We start from the raw sequence: 16221 nt of genomic DNA, 5'->3' as shown, positions 1-16221 counted from the left end.
CGCAGACAGTGCGCGGCGGGCCCTTTCACATGCGTGCACGCGTGCGGGGGCGGGTGGGCTAGATCGTGCCCAGCTTGATGATCGACAGCAGCGCGACCAGCTGGATCGCGGACGCGCCGAGGGCCTTCGGCCACGGCAGGTCGTGCGACTTGCTGATCAGCGAGGTGAAGAGCGCTCCGGCGGCCACCCAGGTGGCCCAGCCCAGGACCTGGACGATCATGTTGTCGCCGCCGAGGAACACGGCGAACAGCAGGCGCGGCGCGTCCGTGATGGACATCACCAGCATCGACAGGCCCACGGTCGGCTGCCAGGTGCCGTCGCCGCCCAGCTGGCGCGCCAGGGTGTGCGTGACCGCGCCCAGGATGAGCCCGCAGATGACGAAGGCCACGCCGGCGGACAGGACGATCGGGACGGCCTTCGGCACCGTCGCGTTGATGACGTCCTCGCGGGCGTCGTCGAGGCCGAAGACCGCGAGGAGCCCGTAGAGGAAGGTCACGATCAGCGCGGGACCCCAGACGGCGTAGTCGCGCATCTGCAGGAAGGTCTGCCCCGGCCGCGTCACGATGCCGCGGAGCAGTTCCTTCCACGGCAGCCGCGGCCCGGACGGCGCCGCTCCGGCCGAGCCCGCCTGGTAAGTCGCGCCCTGGCCGTACGGGTCCTCGCCGACGGCGAACATCTGGGTGTGCCCCGGGTTGTCGTTGGTGTAGCCCCCGCCGCGCCCGCCGCCGCCTCCGTGGCCGTACGGGGGCTGCTGCGCCTGCGGCTGCTGCTGTCCGTACGGGTCGAAGTACTCCGGCTCGCCGTGACCTCCGGCGCCCGGCTGCGGCCACTGCTGCTGCGGTGGCGGCCCGCCGACGGGAGGGTAGGGCTGCTGGCCGTACGGCGGCGGCGGTTGCTGCTGACCGTACGACTGCTGCTGCTGCGGGGGTTGTTGCGGAGAGCGGTTGTTGTCCCGGCCGCGTCCGATCCTGAATCCAGCCACGTGATCGAACGTACCTGGTCCGGCGGGCGTCGGTGGCCGGGCTGCCGGAACAGCCACCCTTTGCGGCTGACCTGTGACATCCCTTAGGGGATCCCCGAGGGGGTGTCCCCACCCTGTACCCGGCTCCAGCGTGTGTCTGATTTACGGGGTTGTGTCGCGTTCTGAGGCTTCTTGTTACGTTCTCTATGGATGACGCACATATCGGGTCCGTAGCTTCGTACTCGTCGCCGCTACGCAGCACGAACGAGCACGAGAAGAGCCCACACCATGCGCAACACTCGCCGAACCACCCTTCGTACCGCCGCCGTCGTCGCCGGCGCGGCCACCGTCCTGGCCCTCCCGGTCGGATCCGCCTTCGCGGACTCCCCGGCCGTGCCGGAGCCGGAGGCGCTGCCGGGGATCGAGCAGCCGTCGGTGGGTCTGTCGGTGGAGCCGCCCGTAGAGCCTTCGGTGGACCCGTCCGTGCCGCCCACGAGCCGGTCCACCGGCTCGCCCACGACGCCGGTCAGGACGGCGCCGAGCGTCCGCGCGTTCGTCACCACCGTGAAGCTGGCGGACGGGTCCGTCGCCAAGGTCTACAGGATCAGCCACAACCACTTCGAGGCGGACATCCTCGCCGGCTCCACGAAGCTGGACACGCTGGTCAGCAGGGGCGGGGCCGCGACCTACGGGCAGAACAACGGTCTGCACGTCGTGCTCCAGCCGAACGGCACCATCACGTCCTGGATGGAGGGCGCGCCGAAGCCCCTGCCCAAGCCCCTGCCCCTGCCGAAGCCCGACGCCAAGAAGGAGATCCGGAAGGAGAGCTCGGTGCGGATCACCATGCCCGACGGGCGGATCGCCAAGCTCGTGGACGGCCCGAAGGGCAAGCGCGTCGAGCTCTCCATGCCGAACGGCCGCGCCCTCGGCACGATCGACCTCAAGCGTCCGAGCGCCCACAACGACGGCTGGATGTACAAGCTCGTCCAGGACGGCAAGCGCGTGAAGTTCGTCGTGATCGACGGCAAGGGCGGCGGGAACAGCTGGGTGTACGACTTCCGCGGCAGGCTGATCGAGAAGTACACGGTCGACACCGCGGGATCGGACACCCCGAGGGTGGTCGCCTCGGGCGGCGGCATGGCCGCGTCGGGTGCCGCCGGGCTGGGCTTCGCCATGCTGGACCGCCACCAGGCCTGATTGCCCCCCGTACGCCGGAACGGCCGGTCCCCCACGGGGGACCGGCCGTTCCGGTGCTGCGAGTGCCGCTACTTGTTCTCGGCCTCGGGCTTCGCCTCCGCCTCGGGCTTCGCCTCAACGTCGGCCTCGGCCTTCGTCTCGGCCTCGGCCTTCGTCTCGGCCTCGGCCTTCGTCTCGGCCGTCGGCTCGGCGTCCGACGTCGGCTCTGCTTCCGGCTCGGCCTCGGCTGCTGCCTCAGCCTCGGCGGCCGCCTTCGCTTCGGCCTCGGCTTCCGCCTTCGCTTCCGCCTCCGCCTTCGCCTCGGCTTCCGCCTTGGCCTTTGCCTCGGTTTCCGCCTTCGCCTTGGCCTCGGCTTCTGCCTTCGCCTTGGCCTCGGCCTCGGCGGCCGCCTTCGCGGCAGCGGCCTCCGCCTCGGCCTTCGCTTCCGCCTCGGCCTCCGCCGCCAGCGCGGCCAGCTCCTCCTCCGTCGGGCCCGGGGCCTTCACGGAGTCGAGCAGCAGCTGCGCGACGTCGACCACCTGGACGTGTTCCTTCGCCTGGCCGTCGTTCTTCTTGCCGTTCACCGAGTCGGTGAGCATCACGAGGCAGAAGGGGCAGGCGGTGGAGACGATGTCCGGGTTCAGGGACAGGGCCTCGTCGACGCGCTCGTTGTTGATGCGCTTGCCGATCCGCTCCTCCATCCACATCCGCGCGCCACCGGCGCCGCAGCAGAAGCCCCGCTCCTTGTGGCGGTGCATCTCCTGCTGACGCAGACCCGGCACGGCCGACATGATCTCGCGCGGCGGCGTGTAGACCTTGTTGTGCCGACCCAGGTAGCACGGGTCGTGGTACGTGATCAGGCCGTCGACCGGCGTGACCGGCGTGAGGCGGCCCTCGTCGATCAGGTGCTGGAGCAGCTGCGTGTGGTGGATGACCTCGTACTCGCCGCCCAGCTGCGGGTACTCGTTCGCGATGGTGTTGAAGCAGTGCGGGCAGGTGGAGACGATCCGCTTCGCCGACTTCGGCTTCTTCGTCGACGGGTCGTCGTCGTCTTCACCGAATGCCATGTTCAGCATGGCCACGTTCTCCTGGCCCAGCTGCTGGAACAGCGGCTCGTTGCCCAGGCGGCGCGGCGAGTCGCCGGTGCACTTCTCGTCGCCGCCCATGATCGCGAACTTGACGCCCGCGATGTTGAGCAGCTCCGCGAAGGCCTTCGTGGTCTTCTTGGCCCGGTCCTCCAGGGCGCCGGCGCAGCCGACCCAGTAGAGGTAGTCGAACTCGGAGAGGTCCTCCGCGTCCTTCCCGATGATCGGGACCTCGAAGTCCACCTCCTTGGTCCACTCGACGCGCTGCTTCTTCGCCAGGCCCCAGGGGTTGCCCTTCTTCTCCAGGTTCTTGAGCATCGTGCCCGCCTCCGACGGGAACGCGCTCTCGATCATCACCTGGTAGCGGCGCATGTCGACGATGTGGTCGATGTGCTCGATGTCGACCGGGCACTGCTCCACGCACGCACCGCAGGTGGTGCACGACCACAGCACGTCCGGGTCGATGACGCCGTTCTCCTCGGCGGTGCCGATCAGCGGGCGCTCGGCCTCCGCCAGAGCGGCGGCCGGGACGCCGGCGAGCTGCTCCGCCGTGGCCTTCTCGTTGCCCTCCATGTCCTTGCCGCCACCGGCCAGCAGGTACGGGGCCTTGGCGTGCGCGTGGTCGCGCAGCGACATGATGAGAAGCTTCGGGGACAGCGGCTTGCCCGTGTTCCAGGCCGGGCACTGCGACTGGCAGCGACCGCACTCCGTACACGTGGAGAAGTCGAGGATGCCCTTCCAGGAGAACTGCTCGACCTGGGAGACACCGAAGGAGTCGTCCTCGCCCGGGTCCTCGAAGTCGATCTCCTTGCCGCCCGAGGTCATCGGCTGCAGGGCGCCGAGCGCCGTGGCGCCGTCCGCGTTCCGCTTGAACCAGATGTTCGGGAAGCCGAGGAAGCGGTGCCAGGCGACACCCATGTTGGTGTTGAGCGAGACCGTGATCATCCAGGTGAAGGACGTGACGATCTTGAGCGCCGCGAAGAAGTAGGTGAGGTACTGCAGCGTGCTCAGGCTCAGCCCGTCGAAGGCGGCGATCAGCGGGTACGAGGCGAAGAAGCCCGGCTCCCAGCCGTCGACGCCGTGCTGGGCGCCTTCCAGCGCGCGCAGCGTCATGATGCAGATGCCGACGATCAGGATGACGGCCTCGACGAAGTACGCCTGGCCCGTCTTGGAGCCCGTGAAGCGGGACTTGCGGCCCGCTCCGCTCGGCCGGCTCAGCTGCCGGATGACGATCAGGGTGACGATGCCGAGCACGGTCATCAGGCCGAGGAACTCGGTGAAGATCTCGTACGGCAGCCAGTCGCCGATGATCGGGATCAGCCAGTCGGCCTGGAAGAGCTGGCCGAAGGCGTTGACGATCGTCAGCAGCAGTGAGAAGAAGCCCACCGCCACGAACCAGTGCGCGAAGCCGACGATTCCCCAGCGGTTCATACGGGTGTGGCCGAGGAACTCCTTGACCAGGGTGATGGTGCGCTGCGTGGGATCGCCGGTGCGCGTGCCCGCGGGCACTGGCTGGCCGAGTCGCACGAAACGGTAGATCTGCACGGTGGCACGGCCGAACAGCGCGACGGCCACCACCGTGATGACCAGCGACACGATGATCGCGGCGAGTTGCATGGAAGGGCTCCTCGGGCGGCACTTACTAAGCGGTAACTTATGAAGTCAAGGCTTGAGGTTACCCATTCCCGACGCCGCAATGTAGCTGAGCGTGCGGTGATCTGTGTCGCTCAGGCGACCCTTTGCCGGTACGCCGCGCGCGGGGTCTGCGCCAGGATCGCGAGGTCCATCCCGAGCCAGTGGTTCTCCACATAATGCCGGTCGAGCAGGGCCATCTCCTCCCAGGGGAGGTCCGAACGTGCGCTGACCTGCCACAATCCGGTCATTCCGGGGCGTACGAGGAGCCGCTCGGGGCGGTCCGTACGGGCTTCCGGGCGCGGCCCGACCAGTGACATCTCGCCGCGGAGCACGTTCAGCAGCTGGGGGAGGCAGTCGACTGCGCAGCGGTCCAGGGCCGCGCCGATCCGGGTCGCGCCGTCGTCGGTGCGCAGCCGCCAGGTCCGGAAGGGCCGCCCGGCCAGGCCCGCGGCCGGCTCCCGTACGAAGGGGCGGCCGCCCCCGGTCGCGTACAGCAGGGCGGTGATCACCATGAGCGGCAGGCCGAGCACTGCGAGCAGCATCACTGCCCCGACGAGGTCGAACACCCTCTTTGCCGGTGGGGTGGCGGGGACCCGTACCCGCGGAGCGGTGAGTGTGAGGGGCATGCCAGCACGCTGCCGCATGCCTCCGGCGGTCTTGTGGTGGCGCGCGGCTGCGGTGACCCGTTCGGCTGAGGCGCGGCGCGGGTTGCGGGGCGGAGCGCCGGGGGTCCGGGCCGCAGGCAGGTGCGCGCCGCACCTCCGGGGTTGCGCGTAAGCGGCAGCTAAAGGTTGAGTCGACTCGACTCAGTTCTGTTGACGCAAACGCAGCGATACGGCATGGTTGAGTCTGTTCCACTCAAGTCAGCTGGAGGAATTGAAATGGCACGTGCGGTCGGCATCGACCTGGGCACCACTAACTCCGTCGTCAGCGTTCTGGAAGGCGGCGAGCCCACCGTCATCACCAACGCCGAGGGCGCCAGGACCACGCCGTCCGTCGTCGCCTTCGCCAAGAACGGTGAGGTCCTCGTCGGCGAGGTGGCCAAGCGCCAGGCGGTCACGAACGTGGACCGGACCATCCGCTCCGTCAAGCGCCACATGGGCACTGACTGGAAGATCAACCTGGATGGCAAGGACTTCAACCCGCAGCAGATGAGCGCCTTCATCCTGCAGAAGCTGAAGCGCGACGCCGAGGCGTACCTGGGCGAGAAGGTCACGGACGCGGTCATCACCGTCCCGGCCTACTTCAACGACTCCGAGCGTCAGGCGACGAAGGAGGCCGGCGAGATCGCGGGCCTGAACGTCCTTCGCATCGTCAACGAGCCGACGGCCGCCGCCCTGGCCTACGGTCTCGACAAGGACGACCAGACCATTCTCGTCTTCGACCTCGGTGGCGGCACCTTCGACGTGTCGCTCCTGGAGATCGGCGACGGTGTCGTCGAGGTCAAGGCCACCAACGGTGACAACCACCTCGGTGGCGACGACTGGGACCAGCGCGTCGTCGACTACCTCGTGAAGCAGTTCGTGGGCGGCCACGGCGTCGACCTGTCCAAGGACAAGATGGCGCTCCAGCGTCTGCGCGAGGCCGCCGAGAAGGCGAAGATCGAGCTGTCCTCCTCCACGGAGACCACGATCAACCTGCCCTACATCACGGCTTCCGCCGAGGGCCCCCTGCACCTGGACGAGAAGCTCACGCGCGCCCAGTTCCAGCAGCTGACCGCGGACCTGCTCGACCGCTGCAAGACCCCGTTCCACAACGTCATCAAGGACGCCGGCATCGCGCTGTCCGAGATCGACCACGTGGTCCTGGTCGGCGGCTCCACCCGTATGCCGGCCGTCGCCGAGCTCGTCAAGGAGCTCACCGGCGGTCAGGACGCCAACAAGGGCGTCAACCCGGACGAGGTCGTCGCCATCGGCGCCACCCTCCAGGCCGGTGTGCTCAAGGGTGAGGTCAAGGACGTCCTGCTCCTCGACGTGACCCCGCTGTCCCTCGGTATCGAGACCAAGGGCGGCATCATGACCAAGCTGATCGAGCGCAACACCACGATCCCGACCAAGCGGTCCGAGATCTTCACGACGGCCGAGGACAACCAGCCGTCCGTGCAGATCCAGGTCTACCAGGGCGAGCGCGAGATCGCGGCGTACAACAAGAAGCTCGGCATGTTCGAGCTGACGGGCCTGCCCCCGGCCCCGCGTGGCGTCCCGCAGATCGAGGTCTCCTTCGACATCGACGCGAACGGCATCATGCACGTCACGGCCAAGGACCTCGGCACGGGCAAGGAGCAGAAGATGACCGTCACCGGCGGCTCCTCGCTCGGCAAGGACGAGGTCGACCGCATGCGCCAGGAGGCGGAGCAGTACGCGGACGAGGACCTCCGTCGCAAGGAGGCGGCCGAGTCCCGCAACCAGGGCGAGCAGCTCGTCTACCAGACGGAGAAGTTCGTCAAGGACAACGAGGACAAGGTCCCGGCCGACGTCAAGACCGAGGTCGAGTCCGCCGTCTCCGAGCTGAAGGAGACCCTCAAGGGCGAGGACACCGCCGAGATCCGCACCGCGACCGAGAAGCTCGCCGCGGTCAGCCAGAAGCTCGGCCAGGCCATCTACGCCGACGCCCAGGCCGCCCAGGCCGCTGGCGGCGCGGGTGACGCGGGCCAGGCGAAGGCCGACGACGACGTCGTCGACGCCGAGATCGTCGACGACGAGAAGCCGAAGGGCGGCGCTGCCTGATGTCGGAGGAGACCCCGGGTTTCGACGAGAAGCCCGAAGTCCCCGACGCCGGTCAGAACGACGCTGAGCCGAAGGCCGCCGAGTCCGCCGAGGACGAGGCGGCCCCGGCCGGGGACGCAAGCCAGGACGTGGCGCTGCTGGCGCAGCTGGACCAGGCCCGTACCGCGCTCTCCGAGCGCACCGCGGACCTCCAGCGGCTCCAGGCCGAGTACCAGAACTACCGCCGCCGGGTGGAGCGGGACCGGATCACCGTCAAGGAGATCGCGGTCGCGTCCCTCCTGACGGAGCTGCTCCCGACCCTGGACGACATCGGCCGGGCGCGGGAGCATGGCGAGCTGGTCGGCGGCTTCAAGTCGGTGGCCGAATCGCTGGAGACCGTCGCCGCCAAGATGGGTCTGCAGCAGTTCGGCAAGGAGGGCGAGCCCTTCGACCCGACGATCCACGAGGCCCTGATGCACTCGTACGCGCCGGACATCACCGAGGACACCTGCGTGGCGATCCTGCAGCCGGGGTACCGGATCGGCGAGCGTACGATCCGTCCCGCGCGGGTCGCGGTGGCCGAGCCCCAGCCGGGCGCGGCCCCCAAGTCCGAGTCCGCGGAGGGCGAAGCGGCGGACGGCTTGGACGCGGATGCCCCCGACAAGGGCTGATGCACCACACGTAGAGGCACGAGAGGAGGGACACCGGGGATGAGCACGAAGGACTTCGTCGAGAAGGACTACTACAAGGTCCTCGGTGTCCCGAAGGACGCCACCGAGGCCGAGATCAAGAAGGCGTACCGGAAGCTCGCGCGCGAGTTCCACCCGGACGCCAACAAGGGCGACGCCTCGGCCGAGGAGCGCTTCAAGGAGATCTCCGAGGCGAACGACATCCTCGGGGACGCCAAGAAGCGCAAGGAGTACGACGAGGCGCGCGCCCTGTTCGGCAACGGTGGCTTCCGCCCCGGGCCGGGCGGCGGCGGCTCGTTCAACTTCGACCTCGGCGACCTCTTCGGGGGTCAGCAGCAGGGCGCGGGCCAGGCCGGCGGCTTCGGCGGCGGCCTGGGCGACGTCTTCGGCGGTCTCTTCAACCGCGGCGCCGGCCCGGGTGCGGGCACCCGTACCCAGCCGCGCCGCGGCCAGGACATCGAGTCGGAGGTCACCCTCTCCTTCACGGAGGCGGTGGACGGGGCCACGGTCCCGCTCCGGATGTCCTCCCAGGCCCCCTGCAAGGCATGTTCGGGCACCGGCGACAAGAACGGCACCCCCAGGGTGTGCCCGACCTGCGTCGGCACCGGCCAGGTCTCGCGCGGCAGCGGCGGCGGCTTCTCGCTGACCGACCCCTGCGCGGACTGCAAGGGCCGCGGCCTGATCGCGGAGACCCCCTGCGACGTCTGCAAGGGCAGCGGCCGTGCCCGCAGCTCGCGCACCATGCAGGTCCGGATCCCGGCGGGCGTCTCCGACGGCCAGCGGATCCGGTTGCGCGGCAAGGGTGCTCCGGGCGAGCGCGGCGGTCCCGGCGGTGACCTCTACGTGGTCGTGCACGTCGACGCGCACCCGGTGTTCGGCCGCAAGGACGACAACCTGACGGTGACCGTGCCCGTGACGTTCGCGGAGGCGGCGCTGGGGGCCGACATCAAGGTCCCGACCCTGAACGGCCCCTCGGTGACGCTGAAGCTGCCGCCGGGCACCCCCAACGGGCGCACCATGCGGGCCCGCGGAAAGGGTGCGGTCCGCAAGGACGGCACCCGCGGGGACCTGCTGGTCACGGTGGAGGTCGCGGTCCCGACCGAGCTGTCGGACAAGGCCCGCGAGGCCCTGGAGATGTACCGCGAGGCGACGGAGTCGCAGGACCCGCGCTCCGCGCTGTTCGAGTCCGCGAAGGGAGCATGACATGGACGGCCGCCGACGACAGTCCCGTTTGGGGAATGGTGCCTACCAACTCACCGACGAGACCCCGGTCTACGTGATCTCGGTGGCCGCCCAGCTCTCGGGTCTGCATCCGCAGACCCTCCGCCAGTACGACCGTCTCGGTCTGGTCTCCCCGGACCGTACGGCCGGCCGCGGCCGGCGCTACTCGGCCCGTGACATCGAACTGCTCCGTACGGTGCAGGCGCTGTCGCAGGACGAGGGCATCAACCTGGCGGGCATCAAGCGGATCATCGAACTGGAGAACCAGGTCGCCGCGCTCCAGCAGCGCGTGGCCGAGCTCTCCGCGGCCGTGGACGGCGCGGCGGCCACGCTGCAGGCCCGCGAGGCCCAGGTGCACGCCTCGTACCGGCGCGACCTGGTGCCCTACCAGCCTCCGCAGCCGGGCAGTGCCCTGGTGGTCTGGCGGCCGAGCCCCAAGCGGCCGATGGACTGACCCGGGTCCCGTACCCGGCTCCTGGCGCACACCCTCAGGCCCCGCCCCTCCCGGGGCGGGGCCTGAGGGCCGTCAGAGCCCTTCCCGGTCCGGCTCGTGGTCCGGATGTCCCTCGCAGTCCTGTTCGGGTCCTGAGGGCCGGCCCAGGATGCCGGATCGGGCGATGAGGTAGCCGAGCTGCGCGCGACTGCCGCTGCCGAGGGTGGTGGCGAGTTTGGCGATGTGCGCCCGGCAGGTGCGGACGTTCATGCCGAGGCGGCGGGCGATGGCCTCGTCGACGTGTCCTTCGATCAGGAGCTGCGCGATGGTCCGCTGCACGCCGGAGATCCCGCCGGGGGTGCTGCGGTACGTCACTTCCTCCTGGAGCGGGACGGCGCGGTGCCAGAGCTGCTCGAACACCTTGATGAGGTAGTCGACCAGGCCCGGGTGGCGCAGTTCCAGGGCGACCCGGCGGTCGTCGCTCACCGGGATGAAGGCGACCGTGCGGTCGAAGATGATCAGGCGCTCGATCAGCTCCTCGAGGGTGCGGATCTCCACCTTTCCCGTCGATATCCGCTCCACGTAGGCGAGCGTGCCCTGGCTGTGCCGCGCGGTGTGCTGGTAGAGGGTCCGTATGCTGACCCCGCGGTCGATCAACGGCTGGTCGCGTTCCAGGGCCTGGGTGAGGGCCAGGGAGGGCCGCGCTCCGCCGGGCTGGACCGTCAGCACCTCGGTGTGACATTCGGCCGTCGCGAGGTTCAGCGCGGCATTGATCTGCTCGAAACCCTCCAGCACCGTGATGGCGTGGGTGTTGGCCGGGCTCTGTGCGCTGATGGCCAGGAAAGGCTCGAAAGTGTCGGTGAGATCTACAGCGCTGCGCCGGCGGTCCTGGATCTCGCGTTCAATCGGATGGAGCCGTTGAGCCAAAGCGACGGACGGGGGAACCGGACGCAGTTGGTTCGCGTCATCCGGGTCGGGCTGCAGAAGAGCGAATTCAAGCAGGCAGGGGGCGTTCTGGATCTCGCCCCGGGCGATCCGGCCGGTGCTCAGTGCGGTCGCGTAGAGCCGCGTCCCCTCGGCACACATGGACGTGACGGGGTGGGGATGTGTCGCTTTTGTATCGATTCGCGTCAAATCTCCACCCCCCAGGGTCCTGAACATGCAAGAACATGATGCATCGTCCCTGTGGCATTGACGTGCCTGAATGAGCCATCGTCTGTCACGCGGGGGAGAGGATTCCATCAAGTGAGGACGAAGCCGACCATGTACAAGAGAATGCTTCGCTCGGTGCTTGCCATAGTTTTCTCCGCCGTTGCGGTTTTTGGGGCAGTCAGCGCCGTCGAAAGTGACGCGGGGAGCGCTAGGGACGGTCAGGGCACGAGCCTGACGAGCACGGAGTTCGACACCGGCTGGACCACGGCGCCCGTGGGTAAGTACGCGGACACCGGTTGGACCAGCGGCCAGCTGGGCGGTAAGGGCGATACGGGTTGGACCGAGGCCCCTGTGACGGTGTCCGCATGACCCCCGACGACCGCGGCTTCCGCCGCGAGATGGCCTCCGCCTACCGCTCGGGCTGGCAGTTCATCGATCTCGCCACGGCCATCCCCCACCCCGGCGACTCGTTGATGGTCACCCTGTTCGGTCAACCGATCGTCGTCGTGCGCGAGGAGGACGAGGACGTACGTGCCTACCGGTGCCTGCGCCGCCCGCGGGGCGCGCCGCAGCCCGTCCGCTGCGAGGTGCGCTACGGAATGGTCTTCGTCAATCTCGATCAGCGTGACCACCAGCTCTTCGAACCCGATATCACCACCGCCACCCCCCGCAGTGCCTGAAGCGATTCCCCCGTCGTTGCAGATCGCTCAGGCGCTACCCCCACACAACGGCGCCATCGTGGACCTGACCACGATGGCGCCGTTGTGATGTCCGCGTCCAGTGCCTGAACCGGACAAGATGAAGAATCAACGTCTTAGGCGCGCCCCATCGCCCGGTCCAGGGTGATCTCCATGACGACGCGGTCCGGATTGGGGGACGGCGTGCGCCCGTAGCGCTCCGCGTAGCGCGCCACCGCGTCGGCGACCGACGCCTCGTCCGTGCGGATCACCGCACGTCCCTCCAGGGTGGCCCAGCGGCGCCCTTCCATCTGGCAGACCGCCACCCGCGCCCCCTCCGGCTGTGCGTCCTGCGCCGCCAGGACGTTGCGCACCTTCTTGCTGTGCCGGTTGCTGATCACCCGCGCCAGGCCGGCCTCCGGGTCGTACGTCACGCCCACCGGCACCACGTGGGGCGTGCCGTCGGGGCGCGGTGTGGTCAGGGTGCAGACGCGCCGCTCCCGCCAGAAGGCGAGGTACTCGGGCGTCGGGTTGAGTACGTCATGGGACATGGGCCGAAGGGTACGGGCCGACGGTGTCCTCAACTGCCTTGAGTGGAATAGACTCAACTTTGCATACGCTGATTATGTCAGTGTTGTTGGAGACCCCTCGGGGAGAGGAGAGGACGCAGTGGACGCCGAGCTGACCAACAAGAGCCGCGATGCGCTGAACGCGGCCACCAGCAGGGCCGTCAAGGACGGCCATGCGGATCTGACCCCCGCGCACCTGCTGCTGGCGCTCCTCGCCGGCGAGGACAACGAGAACGTCATCGACCTGCTGGTCGCCGCCGACGCCGACCAGGTCGCCGTACGGACCGGCGCCGAGCGGCTGCTCGCCGCCCTGCCCAGCGTCACCGGCTCCACGGTCGCGCCCCCGCAGCCCACCCGCGACCTGCTCGCCGTACTCGCCGAGGCGGACGCGCAGGCCGGCAGGCTCGGCGACGAGTACCTCTCCACCGAACACCTCCTCATCGCCATCGCCGCCAAGGGCGGCGCGGCCGGCGAGGTCCTTTCCACCCAGGGCGCGACCGCGAAGAAGCTGCTCGACGCCTTCGAGAACGCACGAGGAGGACGGCGGGTGACCACCCCCGATCCCGAGGGTCAGTACAAGGCCCTGGAGAAGTTCGGCACCGACTTCACGGCGGCCGCGCGTGAGGGCAAGCTCGACCCGGTCATCGGCCGTGACCAGGAGATCCGGCGCGTCGTGCAGGTGCTCTCGCGCCGTACGAAGAACAACCCGGTGCTCATCGGCGAGCCCGGCGTCGGCAAGACCGCGGTCGTCGAGGGCCTGGCCCAGCGCATCGTCAAGGGCGACGTCCCCGAGTCCCTGAAGAACAAGCGGCTCGTCTCCCTGGACCTCGGCGCGATGGTCGCCGGCGCCAAGTACCGCGGCGAGTTCGAGGAGCGCCTGAAGACCGTGCTCGCCGAGATCAAGTCGAGCGACGGCCAGATCATCACCTTCATCGACGAGCTGCACACGGTCGTCGGCGCGGGCGCGGGCGGCGACTCCGCCATGGACGCGGGCAACATGCTCAAGCCCATGCTGGCCCGCGGTGAGCTGCGCATGGTCGGCGCGACCACCCTCGACGAGTACCGCGAGCGCATCGAGAAGGACCCGGCGCTGGAGCGCCGCTTCCAGCAGGTGCTGGTCGCCGAGCCGTCCGTCGAGGACACGATCGCGATCCTGCGCGGGCTCAAGGGCCGCTACGAGGCCCACCACAAGGTCGTCATCAACGACAGCGCGCTCGTGGCCGCCGCGACCCTCTCCGACCGCTACATCACCTCCCGCTTCCTCCCCGACAAGGCCATCGACCTCGTCGACGAGGCCGCGTCCCGGCTGCGCATGGAGATCGACTCCTCGCCGCTGGAGATCGACGAGCTGCAGCGCTCCGTGGACCGCCTGCGGATGGAGGAGCTGGCGCTGAGGAACGAGTCCGATCCGGCCTCCATCGAGCGCCTGGAGAAGATCCGCAAGGACCTCGCGGACCGGGAGGAGGAGCTGCGCGGCCTGACCGCCCGCTGGGAGAAGGAGAAGCAGTCCCTCAACCGGGTCGGCGAGCTCAAGGAGCGGGTGGACGACCTGCGCGGCCAGGCCGAGCGCGCCCAGCGCGACGGCGACTTCGACACCGCCTCCAAGCTGCTCTACGGGGAGATCCCGACCCTGGAGCGCGAGCTGGCGGAGGCCACCGAGGCCGAGGCCGAGGCGTCCAAGGGGACGATGGTCAAGGACGAGGTCGGCCCCGACGACATCGCCGACGTGGTAGGTGCCTGGACCGGGATCCCGGCGGGCCGCCTGCTGGAGGGCGAGACCCAGAAGCTGCTCCGCATGGAGGACGAGCTGGGCCGCCGCCTCATCGGCCAGGGCGAGGCCGTACGGGCCGTCTCTGACGCCGTGCGCCGCACCCGCGCAGGCATCGCCGACCCGGACCGCCCGACCGGCTCCTTCCTCTTCCTCGGCCCGACGGGCGTGGGCAAGACGGAGCTGGCCAAGGCGCTGGCCGACTTCCTCTTCGACGACGAGCGGGCCATGGTCCGCATCGACATGTCGGAGTACGGCGAGAAGCACAGCGTGGCCCGGCTCGTCGGCGCCCCGCCCGGCTACGTCGGTTACGAGGAGGGCGGCCAGCTGACCGAGGCCGTGCGCCGCCGCCCGTACAGCGTGGTGCTGCTGGACGAGGTGGAGAAGGCCCACCCCGAGGTGTTCGACGTCCTGCTCCAGGTCCTGGACGACGGCCGCCTCACGGACGGCCAGGGCCGGACGGTGGACTTCCGCAACGCCATCCTCATCCTGACCTCGAACCTGGGCAGCCAGTTCCTGGTGGATCCGCTGACCCCGCCGGAGCAGAAGAAGCAGCAGGTCCTCGACGTGGTGCGGGCCTCCTTCAAGCCGGAGTTCCTCAACCGCCTGGACGACCTGGTGGTCTTCTCCGCGCTGACCCGGGACGAGCTCGCGCACATCGCGCAGCTGCAGATCGGCCGCCTGGCCCGGCGCCTGGCCGACCGCAGGCTGACGCTGGACGTGAGCCCCGAGGCGCTGGCCTGGCTGGCGGACAAGGGCAACGACCCGGCGTACGGCGCCCGGCCGCTGCGCCGCCTGATCCAGACGGCGATCGGCGACCGCCTGGCGAAGGAGATCCTCTCCGGCGAGGTCAGGGACGGCGACACCGTACGGGTCGACGTGGCGGGCGAGGACCTGCTGGTCGGCAAGGCGCTCTGAGGCCGTCCCTTTCGACCGGGCCGCACCGCCCGGCCCGACTCCCGGCTCCTCGGCGCCGCCGCGCTGCTAACGCGTCGGCGCCGAGCCCAGGATCTCCACCCGGTCGGTCCCGTCCGCGAGCCGCACGACCCCGTACGTCACGTACCTCGCGTCCCTGGGAGAGTCCTTCGCCGACCACCACGCCTCGCCGCAGTCGGACAGCCTGCACGTGTTGTTCGGCTCTGCCGTCCGGAACGCGGCCATGAGCCAGGCGCGGGCAGCGGTGCGTTCCATGCGGAACGTGGCGACGACCCTGGTGTGCCCGGGGACGGGGCTGGTGCGGCAGTCCGCGTCGAGGCCCGCGGCGGGCAGCTGCGCGTGGACGAAGGCCAGGGCGTCGGTGCAGTCCATGGAGGCCAGCGACGACCTGTCGTCGGGGACGGATACGTCGTAGTTGTACGCGTACTTCTCGTCGCCGTACGGGTCCCCGAGGAAGAAGGCGAGGATCCCCCCGATGAGTGAGAACGGGACGAGGAGGAGCCCCACCGCGACGCCCATCCCCACGCCGATTTTCGCAAGACTGTTCATTCCGCCCCCTCCGCCCGGCGGATCCTCTGTCCGCTGCGAGCGGATCGTAGCCGCCGGGGCTGGACACAAGGTGGGCGAGATGGGGGAGGATGCAGGTATCCGCACGAAGGGAAAACACGGTGAGCATCGACCCGGCCTCGATTCCGAACTTCGGAGGGCAGCAGCCCGATCCGCAGGCCACAGGACCGGCGGGCCCCGTCGTCCCCGACCAGGATCTGGTCAAGCAGCTGCTGGAGCAGATGGAGCTCAAGTACGTCGTCGACGACGAGGGTGACCTCGCGGCGCCGTGGGAGGAGTTCCGCACGTACTTCATGTTCCGCGGCGAGGACGAACAGCAGGTCTTCTCGGTGCGGACCTTCTACGACCGTCCGCACAAGATCGACGAGAAGCCGCAGCTTCTCGAGTCGATCGACGACTGGAACCGCCGCACCCTGTGGCCGAAGGTCTACAGCCACACCCACGACGACGGCTCGGTCCGCCTGATCGGTGAGGCGCAGATGCTGATCGGCACCGGCGTCAACCTGGAGCACTTCGTGTCCTCCACGGTCAGCTGGGTCCGCGCCTCCATCGAGTTCGACAAGTGGCTCGTCGAGCAGCTCGGCCTGGAGCAGGACATCGACTCCACCGACGGCGACGACGACAGCAACGGCGACGCCGACAAGTAG

13 protein-coding genes and 1 pseudogene are annotated in these 16221 nt (G+C 69.4%); 8 read left to right on the top strand and 6 right to left on the bottom strand.

The window, feature by feature from the left end; all coding sequences use genetic code 11:
• Positions 1 to 58: 58 nt before the first annotated feature.
• The gene (locus tag ACWGE1_RS15855) at positions 59 to 982 is read right to left on the bottom strand and encodes a Yip1 family protein (protein ID WP_453421075.1); all 924 of its coding nucleotides are present in this window, start codon (positions 980 to 982) and stop codon (positions 59 to 61) included.
• A gap of 267 nt (positions 983 to 1249) precedes the next feature.
• Between ACWGE1_RS15855 and ACWGE1_RS15850 the strand changes: the two genes are divergently transcribed.
• Positions 1250 to 2158, top strand: coding sequence for a hypothetical protein (locus ACWGE1_RS15850; RefSeq protein WP_453421074.1), 909 nt, complete (start codon positions 1250 to 1252; stop codon positions 2156 to 2158).
• Between the two features lie 428 nt (positions 2159 to 2586).
• On the opposite strand, the pseudogene ACWGE1_RS15845 reads toward ACWGE1_RS15850, so the two are convergent.
• Positions 2587 to 4839: pseudogene (locus ACWGE1_RS15845) on the bottom strand ((Fe-S)-binding protein); the annotation flags it as partial.
• Between the two features lie 110 nt (positions 4840 to 4949).
• Positions 4950 to 5483, bottom strand: coding sequence for a sugar transferase (locus ACWGE1_RS15840; protein WP_453421073.1), 534 nt, complete (start codon positions 5481 to 5483; stop codon positions 4950 to 4952).
• A gap of 255 nt (positions 5484 to 5738) precedes the next feature.
• Here ACWGE1_RS15840 and dnaK point away from each other — a divergent pair, with 255 nt between their 5' ends.
• Genes dnaK through ACWGE1_RS15820 form a run of 4 tightly spaced genes read left to right on the top strand, consistent with a single transcriptional unit; the run spans position 5739 to position 9926 of the window.
• Positions 5739 to 7583, top strand: a complete 1845-nt coding sequence (gene dnaK / locus ACWGE1_RS15835) for a molecular chaperone DnaK (protein ID WP_453421072.1) — start codon at positions 5739 to 5741, stop codon at positions 7581 to 7583.
• On the top strand, positions 7583 to 8233 hold the full coding sequence (gene grpE, locus ACWGE1_RS15830; RefSeq protein ID WP_453421071.1) for a nucleotide exchange factor GrpE: 651 nt from the start codon (positions 7583 to 7585) through the stop codon (positions 8231 to 8233). The genes dnaK and grpE overlap by 1 nt, the downstream gene beginning before the upstream one ends.
• A 39-nt stretch (positions 8234 to 8272) precedes the next feature.
• Positions 8273 to 9454: a molecular chaperone DnaJ gene (gene dnaJ / locus ACWGE1_RS15825; RefSeq protein WP_453421070.1), complete on the top strand. Its 1182-nt coding sequence runs from the start codon at positions 8273 to 8275 to the stop codon at positions 9452 to 9454.
• A 1-nt stretch (position 9455) separates the two neighbouring features.
• Positions 9456 to 9926 carry a heat shock protein transcriptional repressor HspR gene (locus ACWGE1_RS15820; protein WP_453421069.1) on the top strand — a complete coding sequence of 157 codons (471 nt, stop codon included), beginning with the start codon at positions 9456 to 9458 and terminating at the stop codon, positions 9924 to 9926.
• A 72-nt stretch (positions 9927 to 9998) separates the two neighbouring features.
• On the opposite strand, the gene ACWGE1_RS15815 is transcribed toward ACWGE1_RS15820, so the two are convergent.
• Complete coding sequence (locus ACWGE1_RS15815) at positions 9999 to 11066, bottom strand: helix-turn-helix transcriptional regulator (protein WP_453421068.1); 1068 nt, start codon at positions 11064 to 11066, stop codon at positions 9999 to 10001.
• A gap of 356 nt (positions 11067 to 11422) precedes the next feature.
• On the opposite strand from ACWGE1_RS15815, the gene ACWGE1_RS15810 reads away from it, so the two are divergent.
• The gene (locus ACWGE1_RS15810; RefSeq protein WP_030383724.1) at positions 11423 to 11737 is read left to right on the top strand and encodes a Rieske (2Fe-2S) protein; all 315 of its coding nucleotides are present in this window, start codon (positions 11423 to 11425) and stop codon (positions 11735 to 11737) included.
• Positions 11738 to 11871: 134 nt separating this feature from the next.
• Here the strand turns inward: ACWGE1_RS15810 and ACWGE1_RS15805 are convergent, their stop codons facing one another.
• Positions 11872 to 12285 carry a pyridoxamine 5'-phosphate oxidase family protein gene (locus ACWGE1_RS15805; RefSeq protein ID WP_453421067.1) on the bottom strand — a complete coding sequence of 138 codons (414 nt, stop codon included), beginning with the start codon at positions 12283 to 12285 and terminating at the stop codon, positions 11872 to 11874.
• A gap of 118 nt (positions 12286 to 12403) precedes the next feature.
• Here ACWGE1_RS15805 and clpB point away from each other — a divergent pair, with 118 nt between their 5' ends.
• A complete protein-coding gene (gene clpB, locus ACWGE1_RS15800; protein ID WP_453421066.1) occupies positions 12404 to 14989 on the top strand; it encodes an ATP-dependent chaperone ClpB in 2586 nt (861 codons plus the stop codon).
• 66 nt (positions 14990 to 15055) lie between these two features.
• Here the strand turns inward: clpB and ACWGE1_RS15795 are convergent, their stop codons facing one another.
• On the bottom strand, positions 15056 to 15556 hold the full coding sequence (locus ACWGE1_RS15795; protein ID WP_453421065.1) for a hypothetical protein: 501 nt from the start codon (positions 15554 to 15556) through the stop codon (positions 15056 to 15058).
• A gap of 119 nt (positions 15557 to 15675) precedes the next feature.
• Between ACWGE1_RS15795 and ACWGE1_RS15790 the strand changes: the two genes are divergently transcribed.
• The gene (locus tag ACWGE1_RS15790; protein WP_453421064.1) at positions 15676 to 16221 is read left to right on the top strand and encodes a YbjN domain-containing protein; all 546 of its coding nucleotides are present in this window, start codon (positions 15676 to 15678) and stop codon (positions 16219 to 16221) included.

The organism is Streptomyces sp. NPDC054932 (assembly GCF_053610205.1).
Note: the sequence above shows the minus strand (reverse complement) of the source record. Positions and strands in the feature narration are given on the sequence as shown.